This is a genomic window from Nocardia sp. NPDC041819 (assembly GCF_055590505.1).
In genome coordinates, this window is record NZ_JBVJAP010000028.1 from 27866 (window position 1) to 50237 (window position 22372).

The 22372-nt window shown below is 67.6% G+C and carries 18 protein-coding genes and 2 pseudogenes; 5 read left to right on the forward strand and 15 right to left on the reverse strand.

The genetic code is table 11. From position 1 onward, the window contains the following. Positions 1 to 266: 266 nt before the first annotated feature. Both ACZ6DL_RS36770 and ACZ6DL_RS36775 read right to left on the reverse strand, forming a co-directional pair. Positions 267 to 1127: a universal stress protein gene (locus tag ACZ6DL_RS36770; RefSeq protein ID WP_466058198.1), complete on the reverse strand. Its 861-nt coding sequence runs from the start codon at positions 1125 to 1127 to the stop codon at positions 267 to 269. Between the two features lie 115 nt (positions 1128 to 1242). Further along, positions 1243 to 1929: pseudogene (locus ACZ6DL_RS36775) on the reverse strand (DUF4389 domain-containing protein); the annotation flags it as partial. A gap of 428 nt (positions 1930 to 2357) precedes the next feature. Here ACZ6DL_RS36775 and ACZ6DL_RS36780 point away from each other — a divergent pair. Then, positions 2358 to 3305 (forward strand): universal stress protein, encoded by a 948-nt coding sequence (locus ACZ6DL_RS36780; protein WP_466058200.1) that lies wholly within the window; start codon positions 2358 to 2360, stop codon positions 3303 to 3305. Between the two features lie 103 nt (positions 3306 to 3408). Here the strand turns inward: ACZ6DL_RS36780 and ACZ6DL_RS36785 are convergent, their stop codons facing one another. The 4 genes and pseudogenes from ACZ6DL_RS36785 to ACZ6DL_RS36800 all read right to left on the reverse strand — a co-directional run. Next, positions 3409 to 5067 carry a SulP family inorganic anion transporter gene (locus tag ACZ6DL_RS36785; RefSeq protein WP_466058230.1) on the reverse strand — a complete coding sequence of 553 codons (1659 nt, stop codon included), beginning with the start codon at positions 5065 to 5067 and terminating at the stop codon, positions 3409 to 3411. 135 nt (positions 5068 to 5202) lie between these two features. Next, the gene (locus ACZ6DL_RS36790; protein ID WP_466058202.1) at positions 5203 to 5532 is read right to left on the reverse strand and encodes an ArsR/SmtB family transcription factor; all 330 of its coding nucleotides are present in this window, start codon (positions 5530 to 5532) and stop codon (positions 5203 to 5205) included. A 524-nt stretch (positions 5533 to 6056) separates the two neighbouring features. Further along, complete coding sequence (locus tag ACZ6DL_RS36795; RefSeq protein ID WP_466058232.1) at positions 6057 to 6461, reverse strand: sigma 54 modulation/S30EA ribosomal C-terminal domain-containing protein; 405 nt, start codon at positions 6459 to 6461, stop codon at positions 6057 to 6059. Continuing rightward, positions 6367 to 6594 (reverse strand): annotated as a pseudogene (locus ACZ6DL_RS36800) (hypothetical protein); the annotation flags it as partial. The pseudogene ACZ6DL_RS36800 and the gene ACZ6DL_RS36795, both read right to left, overlap by 95 nt. Positions 6595 to 7476: 882 nt before the next feature. Between ACZ6DL_RS36800 and ACZ6DL_RS36805 the strand changes: the two are divergent. Continuing rightward, entirely contained in the window at positions 7477 to 9843 is a 2367-nt protein-coding gene (locus tag ACZ6DL_RS36805) for a heavy metal translocating P-type ATPase (protein WP_466058234.1), read from the forward strand. Between the two features lie 172 nt (positions 9844 to 10015). Here ACZ6DL_RS36805 and ACZ6DL_RS36810 read toward each other — a convergent pair whose 3' ends face one another. From ACZ6DL_RS36810 to ACZ6DL_RS36825, 4 genes are all read right to left on the reverse strand, one after another. Continuing rightward, positions 10016 to 10864, reverse strand: coding sequence for an MFS transporter (locus ACZ6DL_RS36810; RefSeq protein ID WP_466058204.1), 849 nt, complete (start codon positions 10862 to 10864; stop codon positions 10016 to 10018). A gap of 101 nt (positions 10865 to 10965) precedes the next feature. Next, the gene (locus ACZ6DL_RS36815; RefSeq protein ID WP_466058206.1) at positions 10966 to 12369 is read right to left on the reverse strand and encodes a wax ester/triacylglycerol synthase family O-acyltransferase; all 1404 of its coding nucleotides are present in this window, start codon (positions 12367 to 12369) and stop codon (positions 10966 to 10968) included. A gap of 83 nt (positions 12370 to 12452) precedes the next feature. Further along, positions 12453 to 13316: a universal stress protein gene (locus ACZ6DL_RS36820; protein WP_466058207.1), complete on the reverse strand. Its 864-nt coding sequence runs from the start codon at positions 13314 to 13316 to the stop codon at positions 12453 to 12455. Positions 13317 to 13424: 108 nt separating this feature from the next. Next, positions 13425 to 13754: a hypothetical protein gene (locus ACZ6DL_RS36825; RefSeq protein WP_466058209.1), complete on the reverse strand. Its 330-nt coding sequence runs from the start codon at positions 13752 to 13754 to the stop codon at positions 13425 to 13427. A 409-nt stretch (positions 13755 to 14163) separates the two neighbouring features. Between ACZ6DL_RS36825 and ACZ6DL_RS36830 the strand changes: the two genes are divergently transcribed. Then, positions 14164 to 14442, forward strand: coding sequence for a DUF1918 domain-containing protein (locus ACZ6DL_RS36830; RefSeq protein WP_466058211.1), 279 nt, complete (start codon positions 14164 to 14166; stop codon positions 14440 to 14442). 370 nt (positions 14443 to 14812) lie between these two features. On the opposite strand, the gene ACZ6DL_RS36835 is transcribed toward ACZ6DL_RS36830, so the two are convergent. The 5 genes from ACZ6DL_RS36835 to ACZ6DL_RS36855 all read right to left on the reverse strand — a co-directional run bounded on the left by ACZ6DL_RS36835 (position 14813) and on the right by ACZ6DL_RS36855 (position 18902). After that, a complete protein-coding gene (locus ACZ6DL_RS36835; protein ID WP_466058213.1) occupies positions 14813 to 14995 on the reverse strand; it encodes a CBS domain-containing protein in 183 nt (60 codons plus the stop codon). A gap of 272 nt (positions 14996 to 15267) precedes the next feature. Next, positions 15268 to 16275 (reverse strand): Acg family FMN-binding oxidoreductase, encoded by a 1008-nt coding sequence (locus ACZ6DL_RS36840; RefSeq protein ID WP_466058215.1) that lies wholly within the window; start codon positions 16273 to 16275, stop codon positions 15268 to 15270. Positions 16276 to 16615: 340 nt separating this feature from the next. After that, positions 16616 to 17170 (reverse strand): flavodoxin domain-containing protein, encoded by a 555-nt coding sequence (locus ACZ6DL_RS36845; RefSeq protein WP_466058217.1) that lies wholly within the window; start codon positions 17168 to 17170, stop codon positions 16616 to 16618. A gap of 479 nt (positions 17171 to 17649) precedes the next feature. Next, on the reverse strand, positions 17650 to 18372 hold the full coding sequence (locus tag ACZ6DL_RS36850) for a hypothetical protein (RefSeq protein ID WP_466058219.1): 723 nt from the start codon (positions 18370 to 18372) through the stop codon (positions 17650 to 17652). Between the two features lie 149 nt (positions 18373 to 18521). Continuing rightward, positions 18522 to 18902 (reverse strand): universal stress protein, encoded by a 381-nt coding sequence (locus ACZ6DL_RS36855; RefSeq protein WP_466058220.1) that lies wholly within the window; start codon positions 18900 to 18902, stop codon positions 18522 to 18524. A 490-nt stretch (positions 18903 to 19392) separates the two neighbouring features. On the opposite strand from ACZ6DL_RS36855, the gene ACZ6DL_RS36860 reads away from it, so the two are divergent. Together ACZ6DL_RS36860 and ACZ6DL_RS36865 are read left to right on the forward strand one after the other, a co-directional pair. After that, complete coding sequence (locus ACZ6DL_RS36860; RefSeq protein WP_466058222.1) at positions 19393 to 20283, forward strand: universal stress protein; 891 nt, start codon at positions 19393 to 19395, stop codon at positions 20281 to 20283. 171 nt (positions 20284 to 20454) lie between these two features. Continuing rightward, the gene (locus ACZ6DL_RS36865) at positions 20455 to 21798 is read left to right on the forward strand and encodes a phosphoribosyltransferase family protein (RefSeq protein WP_466058224.1); all 1344 of its coding nucleotides are present in this window, start codon (positions 20455 to 20457) and stop codon (positions 21796 to 21798) included. Positions 21799 to 22372: the final 574 nt, after the last annotated feature.

The following is a 22372-nucleotide window of genomic DNA, read 5'->3' on the forward strand; positions in this document are numbered from 1 at the left end:
TGTAGCCGTCCGTTGTCGAGTCTGGTCGGAGTACGGGACGCACCGCGAGGGACCAAGGTCCTGAATGACGATGGCCGACGGCATCGGTTGCGGCAGCGACGCCGGTTTCGGGGCGCGGCCGGCAGCGAGGAGCCGCAGGCTATCGCTGGGAAGACGCCACCTGTGGTGTGATGCGGCTGAAAACCGATTCCACGCCGACAGGGCAGCGGTCACCGACTGTTCTGAAGGCGGGATGCCGAACCGGCCCTCGGGCGCAGCGGTACAGATCACTGCCGACGGGTCGCGATGAGGACCGGAACGAGGCTTTCCTGAAGCACTGTCTGGCTGACCGACCCGAGGGCCGCGCCCACGATGCCTCCGCGCCCCCGGCTGCCGAGCACGATCAACTGTGCATTACCGGACTCCCACAGCAGCCGCTGAGCGGGGGACCCCTCGGTAACTACGCGTTGGATACCGACCTCCGGGTACTTGTGCGTGAAGCCCGCCAATGTCTCCTCCAGCAGCGCGCTGGTTCTTTCCTGCGCGTCGGCGAGCGCGTCACGGCGAGCCCAGGTCGTCACCGCTACAAGCCCGGCTTGCCGTATCGACGCCTCCTCGAAAGCCATCCCCAGAGCGATCTCGCTGCGGCGCGACCCGTCCACGCCCACGACAACCGGGCTCTGCGGCGAACGCGGAACCGATTCCTCGACACCGGGTACGACGGCCACTGGAGATCTGGCATGCCTGATCAGGCCGGTCCCGACCGATCCGAGCATCACCCGCTCGAAGGCGCCCAGCCCGCGAGCTCCGACCACCAGAAGCTGGGCATCCGCGGAGCGACCGACCAGAGCGGGTACCGGCGATGACGACTCGACGAAGGTTTCGACCACGAGCGCGCCGGCGCGCCCGGCGACCTCCTGCACGATGCCGCGTCCCGTGCTGAGCGCGGAATCGCCCACTGTGCGCAATCCACTCGTGTCGAACAACAGTCGGCCGAGCACAGGCACAGCATCGGCCGGGACGCCGATCGCGTAGACCAGATGCAGTGGCGCGTTACGCCGGGCGGCTGCCTCGGCTGCCCAACGGACCGCCGCGAACGAGGCCGCCGAACCGTCCACGCCCACGACGACAGGACGAACGGCCCGCATGGTCACGACGATGTCGCCTCTCGGATCGCGAGCCTTTTCACGTGCTCGAATGTTGGCTGACCGATGCACTGGTCGAACTCGACGCTATCGGATGAGACCGAGGCCGTCCGACCGCTCAGCCCTCGGTCCGGCCTCCGGAGCCGAGGGAGGTGCGGGGATCGACCAGTTCACGCGGGCCCTGATCGAGGCGGAACGGCGGGTACTCGTCTCGCATCAGCGCGGCATAGGCCAACACCCGGTACAGCCAGCGATTGATGCCGACGACGAAGTCGAACAACCGGCGTGGGTACCGGCCGGTGACCAGCAGGGTGACCGCGGCGATGAGTACGAGGATCCCGATCAGCGGGATCGCGGTAGGGCTGCTGTCGTCGTCGCCGGTGAGCGCCACCGAACCACCCCACATCGCGGTGATCACGAGGTAGTGGGGGATTGCCAGCAACCACCACTTCACCAGTACAAGGCCACGCGACGATCGTTCCGGATAGTCGACCTGGATTTCGGCGGGATATCCGGTAGGACGCAATGTGAACGGTGGGTACCGGTCGGTGCCGAGCGCGGCGTAAGTGTAGAACTGTACTCGCCACGACCACCGCATCACACCGACGTTGAAATCGAAGATCCTTCGCGGATATCGGCCGGTGAGCAAGATCGCCACCCCAGCTACCACGGTGAGCCCGACGAATGCGATCCACAGGAAGAACAGGACGACGTAGTGCGGGATTGCCAGCAGCCATTTCAGCAGCCAAAGCCACCGCGACAGCGGCTCTTCCAGGTCGCCACGCAGGTATACCGGATACGCGGACGCGGTGTCGAAGTCCCGTCCGGCCGCACTTGTACTTTCGAGATTCATGATCGACGCTCCTCATCGCGTCATGGTGAGAGCGCCGAAATGGGCGCTCGTCACGAAACGTTCGAATAGCCGCGGATTCGGTGTCACTCCGACCGGAGGTTCCGCACAGTCGCACGCAGGGCGACGACGTGGCGGGTCGATCATGGTGGAGGGGTGCGAGCGGCCATGACCGACAGCTTCGCGGGAAATCCGCTTCCGGGCGAGAGTCCTTGGGCCCGGGCGTCGAGGGACTTGCGTGTCGCTTCTTCTGTTCGCCTAGTGGCCTTTCGTCCCTGTCCTCGAGGCCGATAAGCCGCATTCATGGCTGCGGTGAGGCTCATACCGTTGAAGTGGGTGCCCGGCCGGGCGCTACACGATCACATGGGCTCAGGAGGCATGCCATGACAGAGCGGCGATTCGACGATCCGCATCACCTCGCCACTGCGAAGGTCATCGTCGGTGTGGACGGTTCGGACGGGTCGTGGGCCGCTGTCCGGTGGGCGGCGCAGTTCGCGGCCGAACGTGGACGCGAACTCGAGATCCTGCACGGCATGGATCTGGTGGGCACCGGTTGGGTGCTGGGTGACTACGAAGTCGTCATTCCCTCGGTGATCGATGCAGTACGCGAACAAGGCGAAGACGTGGTTGCGCGGGCCGAACGGCTGGCCCGCTCGAGCGCGCCCGGGCTGCGTGTCTCGACTCGCGTGTCCTCCGACACCGGTAGGGAGCTGTTGATCGAGCACAGCGCGGAGGCGTTTGCGGTCGTGATCGGGGCGACCGGCGACGCAGGCACGTTCACTCATCTGGGTTCCACACTGCTGGCGGTGACCGCTCACGCGCACGGCACGGTGGTGGTCGTTCGCACCGGCCCCGACGCCGGCGACGCGATGCAGGTCTCGGGGCCGGTGGTCGTGGGCGTGGACGGCAGCGCGGGCGGGGATGCGGCGATCGCCGCGGCGTTCGCCGAAGCGGCCGAGCGCGGGGCCGAGTTGGTCGCCGTGCATGTCTGGAGCGACTGGGACTTCGGCCGGTTCGCCGGTCACACCAGCTTGGGTGAGCTCGACCTGGACAATGTGGAACGGGCGATTCTCGCCGAGCGTCTGGCGGGTTGGCAGGAGAAGTTCCCGGAAGTCCGGGTCGCCCGGAAGGTCGAGGTGTCCGCGCCGGCTCCGCACCTGCTGGACTGGTCGAAGGTGGCGCAGTTGCTGGTCGTGGGCAGTCGCGGACGTGGCGGGTTCGCGGGCATGCTGCTGGGGTCGACAGCCAACACTCTGGTGCAGCACGCGTCGTGCCCGGTGATGGTCGTCCACTCGCGCGAGGAGCAGCGGGGGAGTGGACACCGCCGCTGAAGTCGGCGCGGACCGACGTGCTCGCCGCCGCCGTGCGGTGGCGGGCTGCGGCCCAGTCGATCTCAAATGCGTTGCGCTGCTCGCGGTTGCGTATGCCTCGTCATCAGGAAGGGTTCTCCGCCAAGCTGGGTAAGCGGCTGCGGGCGTGGGCGATGGCATCGGGGGTGTGTTCGAAGATGTGGCTGTCACCGCCCGCGGGGAGAGCGCCGATCGCGGCCAGCCGTCGCTTATGGTCGTCGCGCAGACCGGACATGAGCACGGTGATGCGGCGGTGTTCGAGCTTCGCCATGGCGTCTTTGAGCACGAGGGCGCCGGTGGTATCGAGGGCGGTGATATGGGACATACGCAAGATGACGATGTGGACGTCGGACACCTCGGCCAGCTCGAGGAGGAATCGGTGGGCGGCGGCGAAGAACAGGGGCCCGTCGATGCGGTAGGCCACGATGTGATCGTCCAGCAGCTCATGTTCTTCGGCCAGGTGGTCGAAGTCGTCTGCAGGGTCTTCGAGCGAGATCTGCTGTAGCCGGGCCTCTTTCGCGACCGCCCGCAAGGCGAACACGACAGCGATGCCGACACCGACTGCGACCGCGGTGACCAGATCCATGGCGACGGTGACGCCGAAGGTGATGGCCATGATCGCCGCGTCGGCTTTCGAGGCGCGGGCGATGGCCATCAAGGACGCTGCCTCGATCATCCGCACCGTGGTGGCCAGCAGCACCCCCGCCAGCGCCGCCAGCGGGATGTCGGCGACCAAGGGCGCGGCCAGGTAGACGATCGCGGCCAGCACGACAGCATGGGTCAGCGCGGCGAGACGTGTACGGGCGCCGGAACGGACATTGACGGCGGTGCGGGCGATCGCGCCTGTGGCCGGGACGCCGCCGAACATCGGAGCGGTGAGATTGGCCAGTCCCTGCCCGAGCAGTTCTCGGTCGGGATTGTGACGGGTGCCGACGGCCATCGCGTCCGCCGCGGTGGCCGACAGCAGCGATTCCAGCGCGGCGAGCGCGGCCACCGCGAGCGCGGGTCCGATCAGGGCGCCGATCTGGTCGAGTTGCACGAATCCGAGCGTGGGAGCGGCCAATCCGGCGGGGATCTCGCCGATCGGGGTGAGTTCCAGGTGGAATGTGTGCGCCGCGGCGGTGGCGGCGGCCACCGCGATCAGCGCGAGAGGCAGTTTCGCCAGGTACCGGCCACCGGCAAGCACGGCCACCGCGACCAACAGGGTCGTTGCGAGCGCCAGATGGTGTGGATGCGCGAGGTATTGCCGCACCGCGTCGAGGGCCGATTGCCACACCTTCTCACCTTCGGCGTGGGCGATGCCGAGGGCGGACGGAAACTGTTGCAGGGCGATGACGACGGCGATCCCGGCGGTGAATCCCTCGATCACCGGGGCAGGCATGTACCGCACTGCCCGGCCGACCCCGGCGAGTGCGAGAGCTACCAGCACGAGACCAGCCATCATCCCCACGGCCAGTACCCCGCCGCCACCGTGCTGGTGAAAGATCGGCACCAAGACCACGGTCATAGCTCCGGTCGGTCCGGAGACCTGGAACCGGGATCCGCCGAATACCGCCGCCACCGCGCCGGCGATCACCGCAGTCGCGAGACCGGCGGCGGCACCCAGGCCGGAGCTGATGCCGAATCCGAGCGCCAGCGGCAGCGCGACCAGCGCGACCATGAGCCCCGACAGCAGGTCCGCCCCGGGTGCACGGATGGCGGCGTTCCAGTCCGACCACGACGGCAGGAGCGCGCGCGTGGTCATCGGGCGGCGGCCGGACACAGTTTCGATGCCGCGAGCCACGGTGAATCCCTCCTTTATGAAAACGCAATATTGTTAGTTTAGAAAAGCTGCAATCAGCTGCCGCGCGTGGCCCTCGCTAGTACGGGTGCGATCCGGTTACACGGGTTGCTCGAGGGCTTCGACTTGGCCTGCGACGACGCCGGTGAGGATCGCGCGGGCGGTGGCGAGCAGTTCCGCGACCGCGGGGGTGGTGAGTTCGTAGGTGACCGATAAGCCCTCGCGTCGCGCGGTCACCAGGCCCGCACGCCGCAGAATGGACAACTGCTGCGACAAGTTCGCCGCCTCCACGCCGATCTCGGTCAGCATCTCCGACACCGTGTGCTCGCGCTGGCTGAGCAATTCCAGAACGCGGATGCGCACAGGGTGGCCGAGGGTTTTGAAGAAGTCGGCCTTCATCTGATAGAGCGGCCTGCTCCGTCCCGGCATGGTAGCCGCTCCCTCCCTTCCGCGGGCAGGCCGTTCGGCAACGGCCTTAAGCCTACTGATTGCGAATTTTAGCAAACAGTGTAACTTCGGCAACGCGCCGACCCGCAGACGCCTGTCTCGCGCTCGTGTCGTAACGCCTCTGCTTGCGGCTGGTCCGCCACGGGCATATCCCGAGCCGGTGATCCACGGGGGGACAGGGCGCGTACGTTGCCGCACGATGCGGTGTCGACGCCTTCCGGTCACTGCTCCTGCCGGAGCGATTGCTGTGGGGTCGGACATCTTTCTGTCGACGAGAGCAGCGGCGGTGGTCGAAACCTGCTCGGGCAGCCGGGGCTACTCCGTCCGGCGATCTCGCGGCCGGCTCATGGCGATCGCCAGCAGCGGGCAAGCCACAGCGACCTGAAGTACCAGGAGTGTGACGACCGGCAGACCGGCCAAAACCAGCGCGGCGGCTCCGACAGCCACCGCGAGCACATACAGCGGTGCGTGGCGGATGTCGAGCACACCTTGCCCTGACCGGGTTCTCATTGCTGTGTCGGCGGCGTGATCAGGCCGTAGTCGCCGTCGTAGCGGTGATAGAGCACACTGCCTCGATCCGACGACCGGTCGCAGAAGAAGACGAACGGCAGACCGGTCAGCTCGAGACGCGCGACAGCGTCCTGGAGCCGAAGTATCGGCGCGGGTGTCGGACTGACTGTGAACGGCACCGCACCGCTGGTCACGAGTTCCGGGCGCGGCTGTACCTGCGCGAGGCGGTAACCGGTGGCTCCCGGCGCGATACAACACGCTGTCGGCGCCGGTACCGGATTCGGTGAACAGGTGGAAGTAGTAATCCATGACCTCCATCTCGAAAACTGCCTCGTCGCAGGTTTCCCCGACCAGCGCATAGGATTTGCGCCGCACGATCTGCCGCTGCTCGGCAGCGTCATGAGCGCGCGGCAACGCGGCGCCAGGGGCGCCACCATGTCGCCATTCGCGCGGACGCAGACCGGGCCCGCCCGCCGCGCACCGCTTCCCAATGCCGCGCAAGTCGCTCCAACGATCGCCAGTGCCGCGGCCCACTGGACGCGGCTTGCGTACGGGCTGAGCAAAGTCACGATCCCGAAAAGCACCAGCGCGTGCCCGGAGGGAAACGCCAGCCCGGCGGTCGGCGCATCACGCAGCACGGCGTCCGGCATGAGGGCACCCGGCCTGCTGTGCGTGACCAGCGACTTCAGGATCTCCCGCTCGACAACCAGTTTTGCCGGAACAAGCAGCAGCAGTCCTACCGCCAGCCGAAACCTGCGCGCAGTCAGCGCAATTGCCGAGACTACGGCAGGCGCACCGACCACACCGGCCAGTTGCATCAGCCACAGCGGCCGCGCCAGCCCATCGGGCAGGGTGTTGATCATGCGGAATAGTGTGTGATCGACACGAGCGATGACGCCAGAGCCGCACGCCCACGCAAACGCCGCGGTCGCCGCCACACCGGCGACCGCGACTCCGCAGTCCGCGCCGCGGCGGGCCGGGCCTTCAGGACTGCTGGCCGCGCCGCGTTCCAAGGCACTGAAACCATCGGCGGATGACCCGAGCGACGGCGCCGGCCGATACGGAACAAAGGCGTCATGATCCACTCCGCTGTCGTGCTCACTTACCGCGTCGATGATCGCGGTCGGTAGATGCGGTTCGGAGAAGATGGTGCCGGGGGTGATCAGGATGTGCGGGGTTCCGGCGGGCGGGTCGCGAGAGTGGGCGCACTCGACGTCGGTGTGCTTGCGGTCGCAGCCAGAGATGGGGGAGAGGGCGAGCCCAGTCCGGAGGCGGTGTCGCTGGGGCTAATGGCACCTGGGTTCGGGAATTGCGGCCCTGTCCAGGGTTGCGCGGATCGGGTGTCCTGAGGTGGTGAATCTGCTCACCGGCAGGGCTGGGTTCGGGAAGGAGCGGGGTGTGGCCGGAACGAATTCGATGGTGCGGCGGTGGTCGCAACGGGTCGCTTGTCGGGTGGAGCCGGTGCTGGTGGCGGTAACCGTGGCCGCACTGCTGCTCGGGCTGATTATGTGGCTGTTCGGGCTGCACGGGGTGGCTGAGGGAGCCTGGATCGCGGCGACGGTGGTAGCGGTCGTGCCTGCGGTGTGGTGGATGGTCGCCACGCTGCTGCAGGGTAGGGCCGGAGTCGATTTGATCGCGGTGTTGTCGCTGGTGGGCACGTTGCTGGTGCACGAGTACCTGGCCGGTGCGCTGATCGCGGTGATGTTGGCGACCGGTCGTGCGCTGGACGCGGCCGCCGAGCGACGCGCCTCGCACGATCTGCGGGCCCTGCTCGAGCATGCGCCACGCTCGGCTCGCCGCCGCATCGGCGCCGAAGTCGGTGTGATCGGCTTGGATGAGGTCGCTGTCGGCGATGTGCTGGTTGTGGTGCCCGGTGAGGTGGTGCCGGTCGACGGGCGGGTTCTCGACACCGTGGCCGTGCTAGACGAGTCGGTGCTGACCGGAGAACCGATGCAGGTCGAGCGCGGGACCGGGGAACCAGTGCGCAGTGGCGTCGTCAACGTCGGCGCCTCCTTCGAGATCCGTGCGACCGCGACCGCGTCGGAGAGCACCTACGCCGGAATCGTGCGGCTCGCTCGAGAGGCCGGCGCCGAGAACGCGCCAGTGGTCCGGTTGGCCGACCGGTACGCGGCTTGGTTCCTGCCCCTGACACTGCTGGTGGCCGGGGCGGCGTGGCTGATCAGCGGGTCGCTGGTGCGCGCGGTCGCGGTTCTGGTGGTGGCAACCCCGTGTCCGCTGTTGCTGGCCGCGCCGGTAGCTATCGTGTCCGGACTGTCGCGAGCCTCCCGCCAAGGAGTCGTGGTCCGCAGCGGCGGTGCGCTGGAAAATCTCGGTCGCGCGACCACTCTTGTGATGGATAAGACCGGGACTCTCACCGCGGGTCGACCCGTAGTGGTGGAGGTCATCGCCGCCCCTGGCCAGGATGCTTCCGAGGTACTGCGCCTGGCCGCGTCGGTGGACCAGCTATCGCCTCATGTGCTGGCCGAGGCGATCGTCACCGAGGCGCTGGCCCGCGACTCGGCGCTGTCGCTGCCCACCGCTGTGATCGAACAGCCTGGCCGCGGCATATCCGGCACCGTCGACGGTCGCCATGTCGAGGTGGGCAAACTGCACCATACGGCGACCGGATCCCAGTGGGCGCGTGCGGTGGACAGCCGAGCGCGGTTGGACTCGGCGGCGATCGCGTGGATCGTCGTCGACAATGAGCTCTACGGGGCGGTTCTGCTGCGCGATCCGCTGCGGCGGCACGCGCCGCGCACGATACGAAGACTGCGTGAGGCGGGGCTGAACCGGCTGGTGATGCTGACCGGTGACCGTCTCGAACCGGCTCGTGAGGTCGCCTCCGTACTCGGCCTGGACGAGGTATATGCGGGACAGAGCCCTGCGGACAAGGTCGCCGCTGTGCGTGGCGAGCGTGAGCGCGCGGTGACGGTCATGGTCGGCGACGGTGTCAACGATGCTCCCGCCTTGGCCGCCGCCAGCGTCGGCGTGGCGATGGGCGCACGCGGGTCCACCGCTTCGTCGGAGGCCGCCGATATCGTGCTCACCACCGACCGGCTCGACCGGCTCGCCGACGCCATGGACACCGCCCGCTGGTCACGCCGCATCGCCGTGCAAAGCGCCGTCGCAGGGATGAGCCTGTCGTTGCTGGCGATGATCGTAGCCGCCGCCGGGCTGCTCCCACCCGCCGCCGGGGCCCTGCTGCAAGAGGGCATCGACGTGGCGGTGATCCTCAACGCGTTGCGTGCGCTGCGGGGCAGTCCGGCCACCCGAACAGAGATGGCCGCGACAACCGAGAAACTCCTGCACCGCTTCGCAGGCGAACACGAGGCGCTGCGCGAGATGCTCACGCTGTTGCGTGCCGCCGCCGACCAGCTCGCCACCAGAAACGATCCCGCGGCCCTGGCCGCCGTCGAGGATGCCCACCACTTCCTCGTGACCGATCTGCTGCCCCACGAACAGGCCGAGGAAACCCTCCTCTATCCCGCCCTGGCAGCCCCGCTGGGCAGCGCCGAGGCTACCGTGACGATGAGCCGCGCCCACGCCGAAATCCAGAGGCTGGTCACCCGCATAGGCGCTCACCTCGACCGCGCCCACGCCGCGGGCGCCATCGCGGGCGACCAGATCGATGACCTGCTCGCTTGCCTCTACGGCCTGCACACGTTGCTGCAGCTGCACTTCCTGCAAGAAGAGGAGAACTACTTCACCCTCACCGACGACGAGGAACCCGAGAACATCTCGGCCTCCCGCCGGTCTCACCGCCACGAACCCTTGCGGCGATAACGCCGGGGCGGCCCGGCGCGGCGTGGGTTATCGACCTCGATCGCGGGACCCGCTGCCGTTCCGCTCTCGAGATCGGCTGCGGAATGCTCGGACGCCGACCCGCCGCGTTCGGTGCCGCGACGCACGAGCAGCAGCGCCGCCACGGACACGACGATCGGTAGGAAGCTGACGGTCAGCATGGTGAGCCGGAGGGCGTCCGCGAAGTCCACGTCGAGCCGCAGTCCGGCCGCTTGCCGCAGCAGGTTGGGATCGTAACCGGCGCTGCCTGGACTGTGTGCCGCCGCGCTGCGTGCGGCGTCGACGGCTCGCTCGGCGCCAGCGGTCGACAGTGCGCGGGAGTGCGCGTCCGCCAGCCATGAAGCGTGAACGCAGTCGCCGCCGCTGCGCTGAAGACGAAAGGCAGCCAGGTTTCGGGTCGCAACATCCCTTTTTGCGCGGCGGCGATGCCGACTACGAGGCCGAGCAACGCCGATCCGACCAAGGCCACGCGGATCACGTCGAGCCGAGGACGCTGGCGGGCGGGTGACTCCGGCACAGAAACGGCCGTGAGCCACAGCGCGAGCAACGACAGCGACGGGGCGACCAAGAACAGCGACCGCCAGCCGACGGCGGTCACCATCCAACCCGTGAGTGCCGGGATCACACCGCACAAGATCATTTCCACCGCCATGAAGACGCCGATGGCGCCGGGGCGCTTCTTCTCCGGTACCGACGTCTTCAGCAGGGCCAGCGGTACGCCGAGCAGCGCTGTCATCCCGAGACCGCCGAGTACACGCATCGCGAAGAGGTAGACGTAGCCGGGTGACAGCAGCGAGAGCAGGTCGGCGACCGTCACGATGCTCAGACCGATCATCAACAACCGCTTGAGCCCGAAGGCATCTGCGAGATTGCCCGCGGCGAGGACCGCGGCGGCCATCACCAGGGTCGCCGTTCCGCCGAGCACACCGGCGAGTTGCGGCGGCACGCGCAGGTCCCGGCTGACTTGCGGCAAGTTCAGGCTCAGCAAGAGCGGGTCCAGCACGGTGATCGTGAAGGCCGCAGCGAGGCCGAGTATTACCGGCAGGTCGCGGCTGGTTACCGTGTTCGCCGGATCGCCGTCTGGTGCCGGTTGTCGTCGCGGACTCACTTCACGTGCCGTGCTCGGGCGCCCGTGGCGCGGCCGAGGGCCGGTGACGGTCGTCGTGAGAGCTGCCGGTCGCGGGCGTGGGCCAGCAGCACCGCGATCTCCGTCGTGATGCTCGATGACATCGTCTCGATGTCGGGCGTCGTGTCGTAGTCACCGGTGATGCCGAAAGTCAGCCGGTCGAGATAGCTGAGGATCGCGATGGTCGTGCGAACCCGCATGGCGATCGGAATGCAGGGCCACAGCTCGAGCACCCTGCGGCCGCCGAGTGTCAAGCGGTGCCGGGGGCCGGGGATGTTCGTCGCCAGTGCGACGACGCCGCGCTGCGGAAAGGACACCGCCAGCCGGAATACTTCGGCCACGATCCCGAACGGCAGTCGCCGGGAGAAGGAGAGCACCGATCTCTCGGCATCGGCTTCCCCGCGGGCTCGGTGCCTCCCGATCTGCTCATGGACCGCGAGCAGGCGCTCCACGGGCTGGTCGAGTTCGATCGGCAGATGACTGATCACCGCCGAGACGCGGTTGTCGAGTACCCGTCTCGCCTCGGTCGTTCGTGTCGAGACCGGTACGACGATGCGCAGTTCGGCAGGGGCGGGATGCTCGCCGCGGCTGAGCAGCAATCGCCGATAGGCGGCGGCGATGGCGGCGACGGCGACGTCGTTGACGGTGACATCGAAAGCCGTCGCTATCTCCCGCACCTGCGGGAGCATGGTTCGCGCCACCGTGTAGCGCCGCTGTTTCCCGATCGGGCCGTTGAGCGAGGACTCGCTTGCCGGCGCAATCGCCGCGTACAGCACTGGCGCCAGTGTGCGCACGGTTCCCACGGCGGCACGCGGGATGGCCACAGGTGCCTGAATCGCCTTCCTCAGTAGGTTCAGTATCCCCGCACCCGAATGTCTCGCACCCGGCCTTCGACGCTCGCCGACGTCGATCGCGGCGGGGTCGCAGAAGCTTTCGAGCAGTGTGAGTTCGGAGATGCCGTCGACCATGGTGTGGTGAGCCTTGAGGATCAGCACCCAGCGGTCCTCGGTCAACTGGTCGACCACGACCACTTCCCACAGCGGATGATCACGATCCAGCCGCTCGGTCAGCTCGGTCGCGATAAGCTCCCGCAACTCCTGCTCGCCGCCCGGCGCTGGTAAGGCGGTCCAGCGGATGTGGTGGTGCAGATCGAAATTCGGGTCGTCCTCCCACACCGGCGCCTTGACGTCCCAAGGCACGCGCCGGACCCGCTGTCGCAGCCGTACATGCCGTTCGAGTCCGCGATCCAGCCAGGCGCGCAGCTCGTCCCTGGACGGCGATAGCCCCTCGAGGATCGCCACGGTTCCGATGCCGAGACTCACCCGGCGGTCGGTGTCTTCCATTTCCATGAATCCCGTGTCCAGCGGGCCCAATTCGGTCATCGCGAACCTGTCCCGGCAGCATTGCTGAATGCTGCCTGTTTGCTGGAGCTACAAGAGAATCCTCCCGTGAAGAGGAACCGTGGTCAACTCGCCGACCTGGCGATGATCACCGGCACCTCGGCCGCGTGCAGGACGGCCTGACCGACCGAGCCGAGCGTCATTCCGGAGAAACCGCCGCGACCATGGCTGCCGACCACGATGAGCTGGGCCTTGTCGCCGATCATGAGAAGCCGGTCGGCAGGACGGTCCCCGGTCACGACGCGGTGCACCGGAACCTCCGGATACTTCTCCCCGAACCCGGCGATGCTCCGGGCGAGCAGTTCTTCGCCCTTCTCCTGCATTTGCTCGGATGATTCGAAACGCAAGAACTCCGACCAGGTGTGCACTGCGACCAGTTCGGCACCGCGGAAAGCGGCTTGGTCGAAGGCGATCTCGACGGCGTGCGCGCTGCTGTGTGAGCCGTCGACGCCGACCACCACCGGGCGGTTCGGCGCCGCGGGCGTTTCCGGGATGACCGCCACCGGGCAGGCGGCGTGCCGCGCCAAGGCGGTGCTCACCGAACCGAGAAGTCTCCGGCTGACCGCGCCGAGCCCGTGGGTGCCGACAACGAGCAGTCGCGCGGCTTTGGAGCGCTCACGCAGGACCGGGATCGGAGGCATGTCCACCAGTTCGGTGCTGATGTCGAGTTCGGCGATCGACGCGGATTCGGCGACGGCGGTAACGCGGGCGGTTTCGAGCGCGTCCAGCCCGCCTTGGCGGTAACTGTCGAAGTCGAACTGCCCGATCTCGAAACCCGACCCGAATTCACCGAAGTCACCGATCGCGTAGAGGAGGTGCAGCGGCACGTTGTGGCGAGCGGCGTCGACGGCGGCCCAGCGCAGCGCCGCGAGCGCGACGGGCGATCCGTCGACGCCGACGAGAGTGGAAGGATTACCGATCCTGGACATCTGGTTCGCCTCTTTCCGACTGGCGGCAACGAGTTCCGATTCCATCCCCGACGGAGGTGCGAGGGGGCGGGCAACCTGCGGCGTGCGTCCGTGGCCTGCCGCTACCGGCTACTGCGGAGCGGATGCGCTGGTGAGATGCTCGGCGATGAGGATGCGGTGTGCTTGCTGGGCCGCGTCGGCTCGGCGTCGATCGTCGATGTCGCTGCTCGGCAACTGTTCGAGTCCGCGGGCGAGAATCGCGATGGCGTCGCCGAGCAGCAGCACTCGGTGCTCCAGTTCCGCGAGCCGTTCGGCGATGGCATCCTCGAGCGCGACCCGGTGGACGCCCTCGGCGCCGGTTACGCCGCGCAACACCGAGCGCAGGCGCACCGGCAGCTCGGTGACGATCCGGCGCGCGAAGCGCAGAGGCGCTTCGAGTGAATCGCTCTGAGGGGACATGGCACCAGAGTCGTCCCGATGGCCCTGGTCCACTAGGGTCGGATGGCCCTCGCGGGACGTCCGACGGCCTTTGTGGCGGTGTGGCCGCAGGGGCCGGTTTCGGCGGTGACAGTCCAGATGGGTTCGTCGCCCTCCGCTTCGACGGTGGGGTCGATCGGTGGTGCGGCGTGCGGGTCGGGTGTCGATGGCGAAGACCACGCCGAGGTCGCGTGCCCGCCTGATGAGTCGGTCGTCGAGGTCGAGGCGGTCGGGGTAGGCGTTGATCTCCATGGCGGTATCGGTCCGGGCGGCGGCGGCGAACACCGCATCGGCGTCGAACTCGATGGGTGGCCTGCGACCAATGGCCCTACCGCCGGTTTGCGGCAGATTGCGACGATGAGTCGGACGGGCGAGCAGAGGAGGTTGTGCGATGCATGCGAAGGCAGGGGACTGGCTGGTAGTCGAAGGTCGCACTCTCGGCGGCGCGGTCCGGCACGGTCTCATCGAGGAAGTACACGGCAGCGACGGAATGCCGCCTTACCTCGTGCACTGGACCGATACCGGCCATCGAGCGCTCACGTTTCCCGGACCGGACGCGCATGTGGTAACCCGCGATGAACTACGCGCGCAGGAGGAAATCGCGGAGGCGCGTCTGTCCTCACGGCACTATCGGGCGAGCCGATCTGCTGCGAGGTCGGGTGGCGCCTGAGTGCAGGTGAACATACCCGGACTCCATCGAGCCGGGCGACGATCGAATAGGCCAGCTCGTGGGCCGGCAGTCGCGCAGAACGCGGAGGCGCCCGCGGCGGCGGTGGCCTATGCGACCGGAGCTGCCGCGGTGCCGGTTGAATCCGAGAGCACCAAGGTCACCGTCGTCGGCGGCAGGCTCGTCCGGAAACGACGGAGGTCACCAGCGAGCGAGGTCTTTACGCCCTGCCGGAGTGGCGCTCATGGGTCGTTGACTGGATCAGGGAGGCCGAAATGGAAAATTTTAGCCACGACGCATCGAACTATGCGCGAACGCGGTGGGACCCGATCGAGAAGGCCCCGGAGGAACGCGTCGGTGCGAATCTGACCGACTATCGGATGTCTTGCGAAGCGTTCGATTGGGCGGCGGCGCGCTCCTCGCTGGCGCGGCCTTGCTCGTCGATGATAGGTAGTGCGGCGAAGCCGTGTGCGGTCAGCAGCGCGGTGGCCTCCGACAACGGTGTCCCCGGCCGTGCCGTCACGACGGGCCTGCTCAGGACGTCACGTGCACGCATCGGTATCACCTCGTAGCTGCGGTATTCGGAGCCGTGCCCACGCGATCGCGGTAGGCGGGAACACAGCGGTGTGTCGTCTCGGGGTGTTTCGGCCGGGCGGCGGTCGGTGTCGGCACCGCCCCATACGTCCAGCATGGCTCGGCTTCCTCCGTTGCGTGGAGAGGCATCTGCCCTGCCCGTCTGGGACCAATGTCCTCAGTCCGGGGCAAGGCCCTCGGTCAGCGTATCGGGATCGTCGCCGTATGAAGTGACCCTACGTTCGCATGCGGGGTTCAGCTGGCCCCAGTGACGGTGAAGATGTCGGTGACCGGTCGTCGCGGGGTCCGGGGGATCAGGTCCGTGTCGTCGGGCGCGGTGCCGACGCGGATCAGGACTTGCGGTGTCGCCGGGCGGGGGACCAGGCCGCTGAGCAGTCTGCGGGTGGTCGGTAGTTCGGTGATGTGGGTCAGCGCGCAGGTGGCCAGCCCGGCCGCGGTGCATTCGAGCAGCACAGCCGACAGCGCCTCGCCTGTGTGCAGCCACTGGTCGACCGAGTCGCTTTCGGTGGCGAGCACCATCAGTGCGGCGTGATCGTCGAGCCGGGCGCGTCGCATCGTATGCGGAGCGGGCGGGAACGCGCGGGCGATGCCGACCCGGGCGTTTTCGGCGTCGGACACCAGCGCTGAGGCGGGTACCCCTTCTGGAGACTCCGAATGTCCTGCCCACCATTCCAATTCGGTTTGATACAGCAGATCGTGGCGGCGCAGTGCTCCAGCCTCCTGGGAGGCGGTGGCCAGCCGAGGGCGCACGTGGGCGTCGAGCACGTCCAGTTCCACCTCGTGCGGGGAGGTGAGCATCCGCAGGCGGGGCAGGATGCCGGGGAAGCCGTCGGGTTCGTTCATCGGCAGTCGGTCGGTGCGGCGCCGATCGATGGCCGCGGCTCGGGAGTGGATGCCCTCGGGCGGGTCGGGCCATGGGCGGAATTCGATCACCGCGAGATGATCGGGTCGTTGCCGGTCGGGCACCCGCGTGGTGTCGGTGTGCCAGCCCCGGTCCGCGAAGGCGGTGCGCAGGTGGTGCAGCACGGCTCCGCAGCTGATGACCAGTTGGCGGCCGTGTGGATCGGTGGAGGGCAGCAGCCGGTCGGCATCGGTGTAGAGGTGCAGGCGGGTGCCGTCGAACACCCACCGCCACGGCTGGGTGTTGTGCACCGAAGGCGCCCGAGTGGCCAGCCGCAGCGCCGCGAGCATCATCCGGCGATCAGGTACCGAGATGGTGGGTGCTTCGTCATTCGCTGTCATACCTCGAGTGTTCCCGCTGCGTCACGCTGCGGATACGGGCATGCGTCCGCAGCGCAGGGTCTTTTGTCATCTCGGATGGCCGGCAGGTGCCACTGCCACCGCACGTGGCCCCCGGTCGGCCGGCGGGGCATCAGCCGCGCGGATTGGGACCAGCCGCGCAGCACCGAGTCCTTCGCCAGCATGCCGGACTGCATATTGCGTCCCGGCCGCCGACAGCTGAGAACACGCCGTCCTCGCCGTTCACCGCAAGCTCGATCAGAAGTGGGCAGAACCCGTAAGTGCGGACTTCGGCGTCGGTGGTTCGTCACGGGGAGAGTGCTGTGGGTAGCGGGTGCGTCTCTCAAGAAGTGATGGTGGTCGAGCGGGCCGGTGGCAGCCGAAGACTGCGGGCGATGGTGTTGGTCCAGGAGCGAACCGTCGCCCAGTCGCGCAGGTCACCGTAGCGGCCTTTGCCGAGCAGGCGGTAGAGCATTCGGGTTCGCAGTGAGATGCCGTCGCTGTCGTATCGTCCAGCGAAGGCCCGGTAGTCGTGCGCATTGATGGAGTCGCGTAGGGCGGCGATCTTCTTCGGGACGATCCGGCCGAGGCGGCGGCCGATGGGGCCACGCAGTGCCGGGGCGAGTCCGACGCTGAAGAGCCAGACGTCCTTGTTCGCCAACTCGTCGTGGTGGGCGTGTGCGTAGTCGGTGAGGGGAGGCAGGAGTTTCATGTTGTGGACTGCGCTGCCGAGTACGAGGGTGTCGAAGTTGGATAGGTCGGGCGCGTGTTCGATATCGGCGAGTTGGACGATCGTGTCGCGTCCTGAGAGTTCGGCGCTGATGAATTCGGCGATGTCGCGGGTCGATCCCTGTTCGGTCGCGTAGACGACAGCGATTCGGTGTTTGTCCTTATCCATGTGAGAAATTTTGCTCGGGTGAGCCGAGGTCGGTCAGAGGACTCCTGCCTGTGGCGGGGGGACCATGGTCACTGTCGGCGGCGCAGCAGCCAGCGCCGGATGTCGTCGGCGCCCGGACGAGAGCCGCGCAGAAGTCCCTCGACCGCGCCGGCATCGGCGCCGACCGAGGCACACGACCTGGACCGGCGTGTCTACCGCGCGTTCGATTCGATGCCGCTCTGAAATTTGACACCATTAACCTGGATGCTTGCTGGACAGCACCCGATCGTTTCCTGTTGAACTCATCAACTGCCCGTCCGGAACCATGGGACGCGAGTCGGCGATATCGAGCCGATGACTCGTATGGCGGCCACGGGCGAAACCACTGAGATGTGTCAAGAGATCAGTGAAGGAATCTGGGCATGGCTGGATACCTGTTGGTCTCGAGGGTGACCGGCCCCATTAGAAGCACGGCAGCGACCACTCCGCAACCGGAGCGATCACCGCGATTCCAGCTCTCCCGCACCGAGTTGATCTCGCTCGACACGGTTTTCGCGCCGGCCGGGATCGGCGGCGCTGCCGCGCTCGTGATCGCCGAGGCGGCGGCGCAGGTTGGCGAACTGCCGCGCTTGCATGATGAGGTGAGCGGGCTGACCGACGAGGAAGTCGGTGACCGCCATCAAAGGGCGGGGCGCATCCCGCCCGATGGTGCGCACCACCAGGCGAGTACGTCCGCCGGGTAGCTCGGTGAGATGGAAGCCCCACACGCCTTGGGTGAACATCCGGGGGAGCGGACCACGAGGGTCGAAAGGACGGCCGGTGGGCAACGCGAGATCACTCCGCAGCACCAACGTCGTCGGACGATCGGCGATCGCCACCGTGAAATACATTCTGCCGTCGGCTGTGGCATTCACGCGGTCGCCCACGCGTAAGTTCTGCCATTCCGGCACAATTCGCGTCGAGCTGGGCCGCCCGCGATTGTCCAGCCGGTCCCAGCTGTACCAGCCGGCCCGGTCGGCGCCCATTTGAACCAGCCAGGACCAAACGGCGTCCGGGGGCGCTTCCAGGGTGGTGGCCATGGTCGAGCAGCCAGTCGGTGCCGGCACCAATGTGTCACCGGGGTATCCGGCTGCCGCCTCCGCGGGGGTGGCGCCCCAGCGCAGCATCCGGTGCCGCAGCACCAACGCAGCTACCGTGGCCAGTAGGACAACGGTCGATCGCATGTTTTCGCCTCCTGTCGTGGATTCGTTCGAATGCTCAGCTCAGCGGCCAAGGCCCAGGCCCCCGACGTTCTCACCCGCCGTGATCCGTGGCATCGGTCGACGCCAACGGTGGCTGCGGTCCAGCCCGACCGGCCCCGCGGCGTGCGCGGTCAACTCGCCGACCTCGCGATGATCACCGGCACCTCCGCCGCGTGCAGGACCGCCTGACCTACCGAACCGAGCGTCATTCCGGCGAAACCGCCGCGCCCATGACTGCCGACGACGATGAGCTGGGCATCCTGGCCCACTTCGAGTAGCCGCTCGGCGGGGCGGTCCTCGACCACGATGCGCCGCACTGGAACCTCCGGATACTTCTCTCCGTACCCGGCCAGGCTTCGGGACAGCAGTTCTTCGCCTTCCTCTTGCATGTCGGCGGATGAACTGAAGCGCAGGAAACCCGACCACGTGTGCACCGTGATGAGTTGCCGTCGACGCCGACGACGATAGGCGGATCGCTGATCGGGGACATCAGTCCGCACTCCTTCCTGCATCTGGCGGGTACCTATTGCCGATCGACGAGCGGCGCGCGACACCGGTCAGTGTGGGCTGCCGAGCCGGGCGACCACGACGGTCGCGCGATCTGCTCCCATGCCGCTGCCGGACTCGCCTCGCAGCACTGTGCGCAGCAATGCCGGCGGCATCCCAGTGCCGATCTTCTCGGCGACGGCGTCGAGCCGTTCCCCGCGGTGCGCAGTATCGCTGTCGGTGAAGCGCTATTCGGGGACATGCCATCAGCGTCGTCCCGTCGGCCGCGGTCGACTAGGGTCCGATGGCCCTGGCCGCGAACCGCCGATCGCCTTCCGTGTGGGGTCGCGGGCGGCCGCTGCGAACCGCCTATCGGCCTCGCGCTGCGCCGAGAAGGACCTTTGCCTGCGACCAATGGCCCTACCGTCGGATCGCGGCCGGTTGCGACCATGAGTCCCGACGGCCGCCGCATACCGGCAGAACTACGTAGGACAGTCTCGTTTCTCAGGTGAAGCCATGACGGAGAACACGCCACGACCGCGTGGGCACATCGATCGGCCGAACGTCGTCGCCGTGGACGGCTCGGCGGTCTCCCTCTACGCCGCGGCGTGGGCGGCGGCGGATGCGGCGTTGTACCGGCGCAGACTGTGTATCGTCACCTCGGTTCGGACCGGCTTCGGCGCGAGAGTTCTCTCGGCCGACACCGACGCATCGCGCAGCCGGAACGGCGAACAAGTGCTCGGCGAGGCCTGCGAGGTAGCCCGAAAGGCTGCGCGCGACGAGACGCTGCCGATGGAGACCTCACTCATCGCCGATCCGATCGTTCCGCATCTGATCGACCGCTCGAGATGGTCGGGGATGGTCGTCGTCGGCAGCCGTGGTCTCGGGACGTTCGGTCGTGGGTTGCTCGGATCGGTGAGCACAGCGGTGACCAGGCACGCGCGCTGTCCGGTCGCGATCCTCCGTTCGGCTCCGGCCACGGATGCAGTCTCCGCGGGTAAGCCGGTCCTTGTCGGAGTGGACGGAACGCCCAATTGCATACCGGCGATACGACTGGCGTTCGAAGAAGCCTCGCGGCGCGAAGTCGAGTTGATCGCGTTGCACGCGTGGAGCGATACGCGCGGGGCCAATCTTATTCCGACCTGGGATGCTGTACGAGAATGGGAGATCGCGCTACTTGCGCAGAACCTGGCCGGGTTCGGCGAGCGATACCCGGAGGTGCCGGTGCGGCGCGTATTGACGCGCGACAGTCCTGTTCGCTGTCTGGCCGACGAAGCGCGGGACGCGCAACTGCTGGTGGTGGGCAGCCGTGGCCGTAGAGGCGTGACCGGTGTGCTGCCCTGGTCCACCACGTCCGCACTCGTCGATGCAGTGCAGTGCCCCGTCATCGTCGCGCGTCAGCGCTGAGGCTGTGGTACGCGTGGCCCGCACCGCGCGCCATCACCCCGCACCGGGTGTAAGTGGGCGGAGCGTCGTTCCTGTCGTGGACTTCCAGGACCAATGGCTCTTCGCCCGGCGACGATCGGATCTGCCGTCACGAGGACAGGAAGGCGACGCTGGACTCGAGAGGAGGTGTCGATGCTTTTCGATGATCGCTATGACGCCGGGCGTCGCCTGGCGAAACGACTGGAGTACTTGCGAGACGAGGATGTCGTCGTCGTGGGCCTGCCGCGTGGCGGTGTTCCCGTGGCCTACGAGGTCGCGCGGGGGCTGGACGCACCGCTGGATGTGATCGTGGTCCGGAAACTCGGTGTCCCGTACCAGCCGGAGCTCGCTTTCGGCGCGATCGGCGAGGACGGCGTCCAAGTGATCAACGACGTGGTCCTCGGCTACACAAGGCTCACCCGCGAGGAGATCGCTGAGGTGGAGCGTCGTGAACGCGCCGAATTGAGACGGCGGACCGAGCGGCTGCGGCGTGCTCACCCGCGTATCCCGCTGTTGGGTCGAACTGTGGTCGTCATCGATGACGGCATCGCCACCGGCGCGACGGCTCGCGCAGCGTGCCAAGTGGCGTGGGAACAAGGCGCGCAGCGCGTTGTGCTGGCCGTCCCGGTGGCTCCCCGTGACACGGTGGCGATGTTGCAGGATGTGGCCGACGAGGTGGTCTGTCTGGAGATGCCCATGTGGTTCGGCGCGGTCGGCGGCTGGTACCACAATTTCGGCCAAGTGGCCGACGCCGAGGTCGAGCTGCTTCTTCGTTCTGCGGAAACCCGCAGCGAGCTTCCCCGAATGCCCGTGGACGATCCGTCGCTGTGTGATGAGGAGGTTCAGATCCCGCTCGGTGAGAGGCAGGTCTCCGGGCATCTCACCATCCCGGAGGACCCACTCGGGCTGGTGGTGTTCGCGCACGGCAGCGGCAGCAGCCGTCGTAGCCCGCGCAACCGGTTCGTTGCCGGGGTGCTGAACCGAGCCGGGCTGGGCACCTGCCTCTTCGATTTGCTCACTCCCGACGAGGAGATCGACCGGTCACAGGTTTTCGATATCGAGCTGCTGTCGCGGCGACTGCTCGATGCCACGCGATGGCTGACCGGTCGACCCGACGTCGCCGGCCTGCGGATCGGGTACTTCGGGGCCAGTACGGGCGCCGCCGCTGCACTACGGGCCGCGGCCGATCCCAGCGTCGCTATCGCCGCGGTGGTGTCGCGTGGCGGTCGGCCGGACCTCGCCGGGGCGCAACTCGCGGCGGTTCGAGCGCCCACGCTGCTGATCGTGGGTGGGCACGACCATCTGGTGCTGGAGCTCAATCGCGTGGCGGCGCAGGAGATGTCGTGCGAAACCGCGCTGACTGTGGTGCCTGGCGCCACGCACTTGTTCGCCGAGCCGGGGGCGTTGGAGAAGGTCGCCGAACTCGCCCGCGATTGGCTGCTCGCTCAGCTGGCGCCCGCGCCGGAGGTCGAGAACCGGACGGAAACTCGATCTTGATCTCGATTCGTGTTGTCGGCCGGCGGCGCCGACCCTGGTCGCGGAGTCGACGACCTGTATGCGGTATCGCGTCCACCGACTCGGCTGGGCAGTCGGGGTACACCGTCCGGCGCACTTCCGCCGGGCTGCGATCGGTTCAACGCAGCGGCACCTTCCAGCACAGCAGTGCGGTGATTCCTCGGGTGCGGCGTCGGGATCCGGCACGACCGCGAGGAAGGTGCGGTCGGTGCCGCGCCGGCCTTCGGTGTGCCGAGGGTCGGTGGCCGGCGGGCCGATCGTGGCCAGAGGGCCCGGTTATCGGTGACCTTCGGCCATCACGGATGCCTGTCGGTTCGCGCAATGCTGAAGTCGAAAACAAGCGTGCACCAGCTGAAGGTGATCGATGGCCATGGTCGGACTCCAAGGCAGAAGCGCGGTCGTCACCGGCGGTGCACGCGGCATCGGCGCCGCCGTCTTGTCCGCCTTCGCTTGATACACCCTGGTGGCGCCACCGCCGGTCAGGTCTTGGGCCTGCCGGACGAATCTCGATGAGAGGCAAGCGATGCCGAAAACACATCCCGATCTCGATACGCTG

Bases quoted from the DNA above. Each gene is read 5' to 3' on its own strand.
- ACZ6DL_RS36770 (WP_466058198.1), bottom strand. From the start codon at position 1,127: ATGCGGGCCGTTCGTCCTGTCGTCGTGGGCGTGGACGGTTCGGCGGCC.
- ACZ6DL_RS36780 (WP_466058200.1), top strand. From the start codon at position 2,358: ATGACAGAGCGGCGATTCGACGATCCGCATCACCTCGCCACTGCGAAG.
- ACZ6DL_RS36785 (WP_466058230.1), bottom strand. From the start codon at position 5,067: ATGACCACGCGCGCGCTCCTGCCGTCGTGGTCGGACTGGAACGCCGCC.
- ACZ6DL_RS36790 (WP_466058202.1), bottom strand. From the start codon at position 5,532: ATGCCGGGACGGAGCAGGCCGCTCTATCAGATGAAGGCCGACTTCTTC.
- ACZ6DL_RS36795 (WP_466058232.1), bottom strand. From the start codon at position 6,461: ATGACGCTGCCGAGCAGCGGCAGATCGTGCGGCGCAAATCCTATGCGC.
- ACZ6DL_RS36805 (WP_466058234.1), top strand. From the start codon at position 7,477: ATGGTGCGGCGGTGGTCGCAACGGGTCGCTTGTCGGGTGGAGCCGGTG.
- ACZ6DL_RS36815 (WP_466058206.1), bottom strand. From the start codon at position 12,369: ATGACCGAATTGGGCCCGCTGGACACGGGATTCATGGAAATGGAAGAC.
- ACZ6DL_RS36820 (WP_466058207.1), bottom strand. From the start codon at position 13,316: ATGTCCAGGATCGGTAATCCTTCCACTCTCGTCGGCGTCGACGGATCG.
- ACZ6DL_RS36825 (WP_466058209.1), bottom strand. From the start codon at position 13,754: ATGTCCCCTCAGAGCGATTCACTCGAAGCGCCTCTGCGCTTCGCGCGC.
- ACZ6DL_RS36830 (WP_466058211.1), top strand. From the start codon at position 14,164: ATGCATGCGAAGGCAGGGGACTGGCTGGTAGTCGAAGGTCGCACTCTC.
- ACZ6DL_RS36835 (WP_466058213.1), bottom strand. From the start codon at position 14,995: ATGCGTGCACGTGACGTCCTGAGCAGGCCCGTCGTGACGGCACGGCCG.
- ACZ6DL_RS36840 (WP_466058215.1), bottom strand. From the start codon at position 16,275: ATGACAGCGAATGACGAAGCACCCACCATCTCGGTACCTGATCGCCGG.
- ACZ6DL_RS36845 (WP_466058217.1), bottom strand. From the start codon at position 17,170: ATGGATAAGGACAAACACCGAATCGCTGTCGTCTACGCGACCGAACAG.
- ACZ6DL_RS36850 (WP_466058219.1), bottom strand. From the start codon at position 18,372: ATGCGATCGACCGTTGTCCTACTGGCCACGGTAGCTGCGTTGGTGCTG.
- ACZ6DL_RS36855 (WP_466058220.1), bottom strand. From the start codon at position 18,902: ATGCAGGAAGGAGTGCGGACTGATGTCCCCGATCAGCGATCCGCCTAT.
- ACZ6DL_RS36860 (WP_466058222.1), top strand. From the start codon at position 19,393: ATGACGGAGAACACGCCACGACCGCGTGGGCACATCGATCGGCCGAAC.
- ACZ6DL_RS36865 (WP_466058224.1), top strand. From the start codon at position 20,455: ATGCTTTTCGATGATCGCTATGACGCCGGGCGTCGCCTGGCGAAACGA.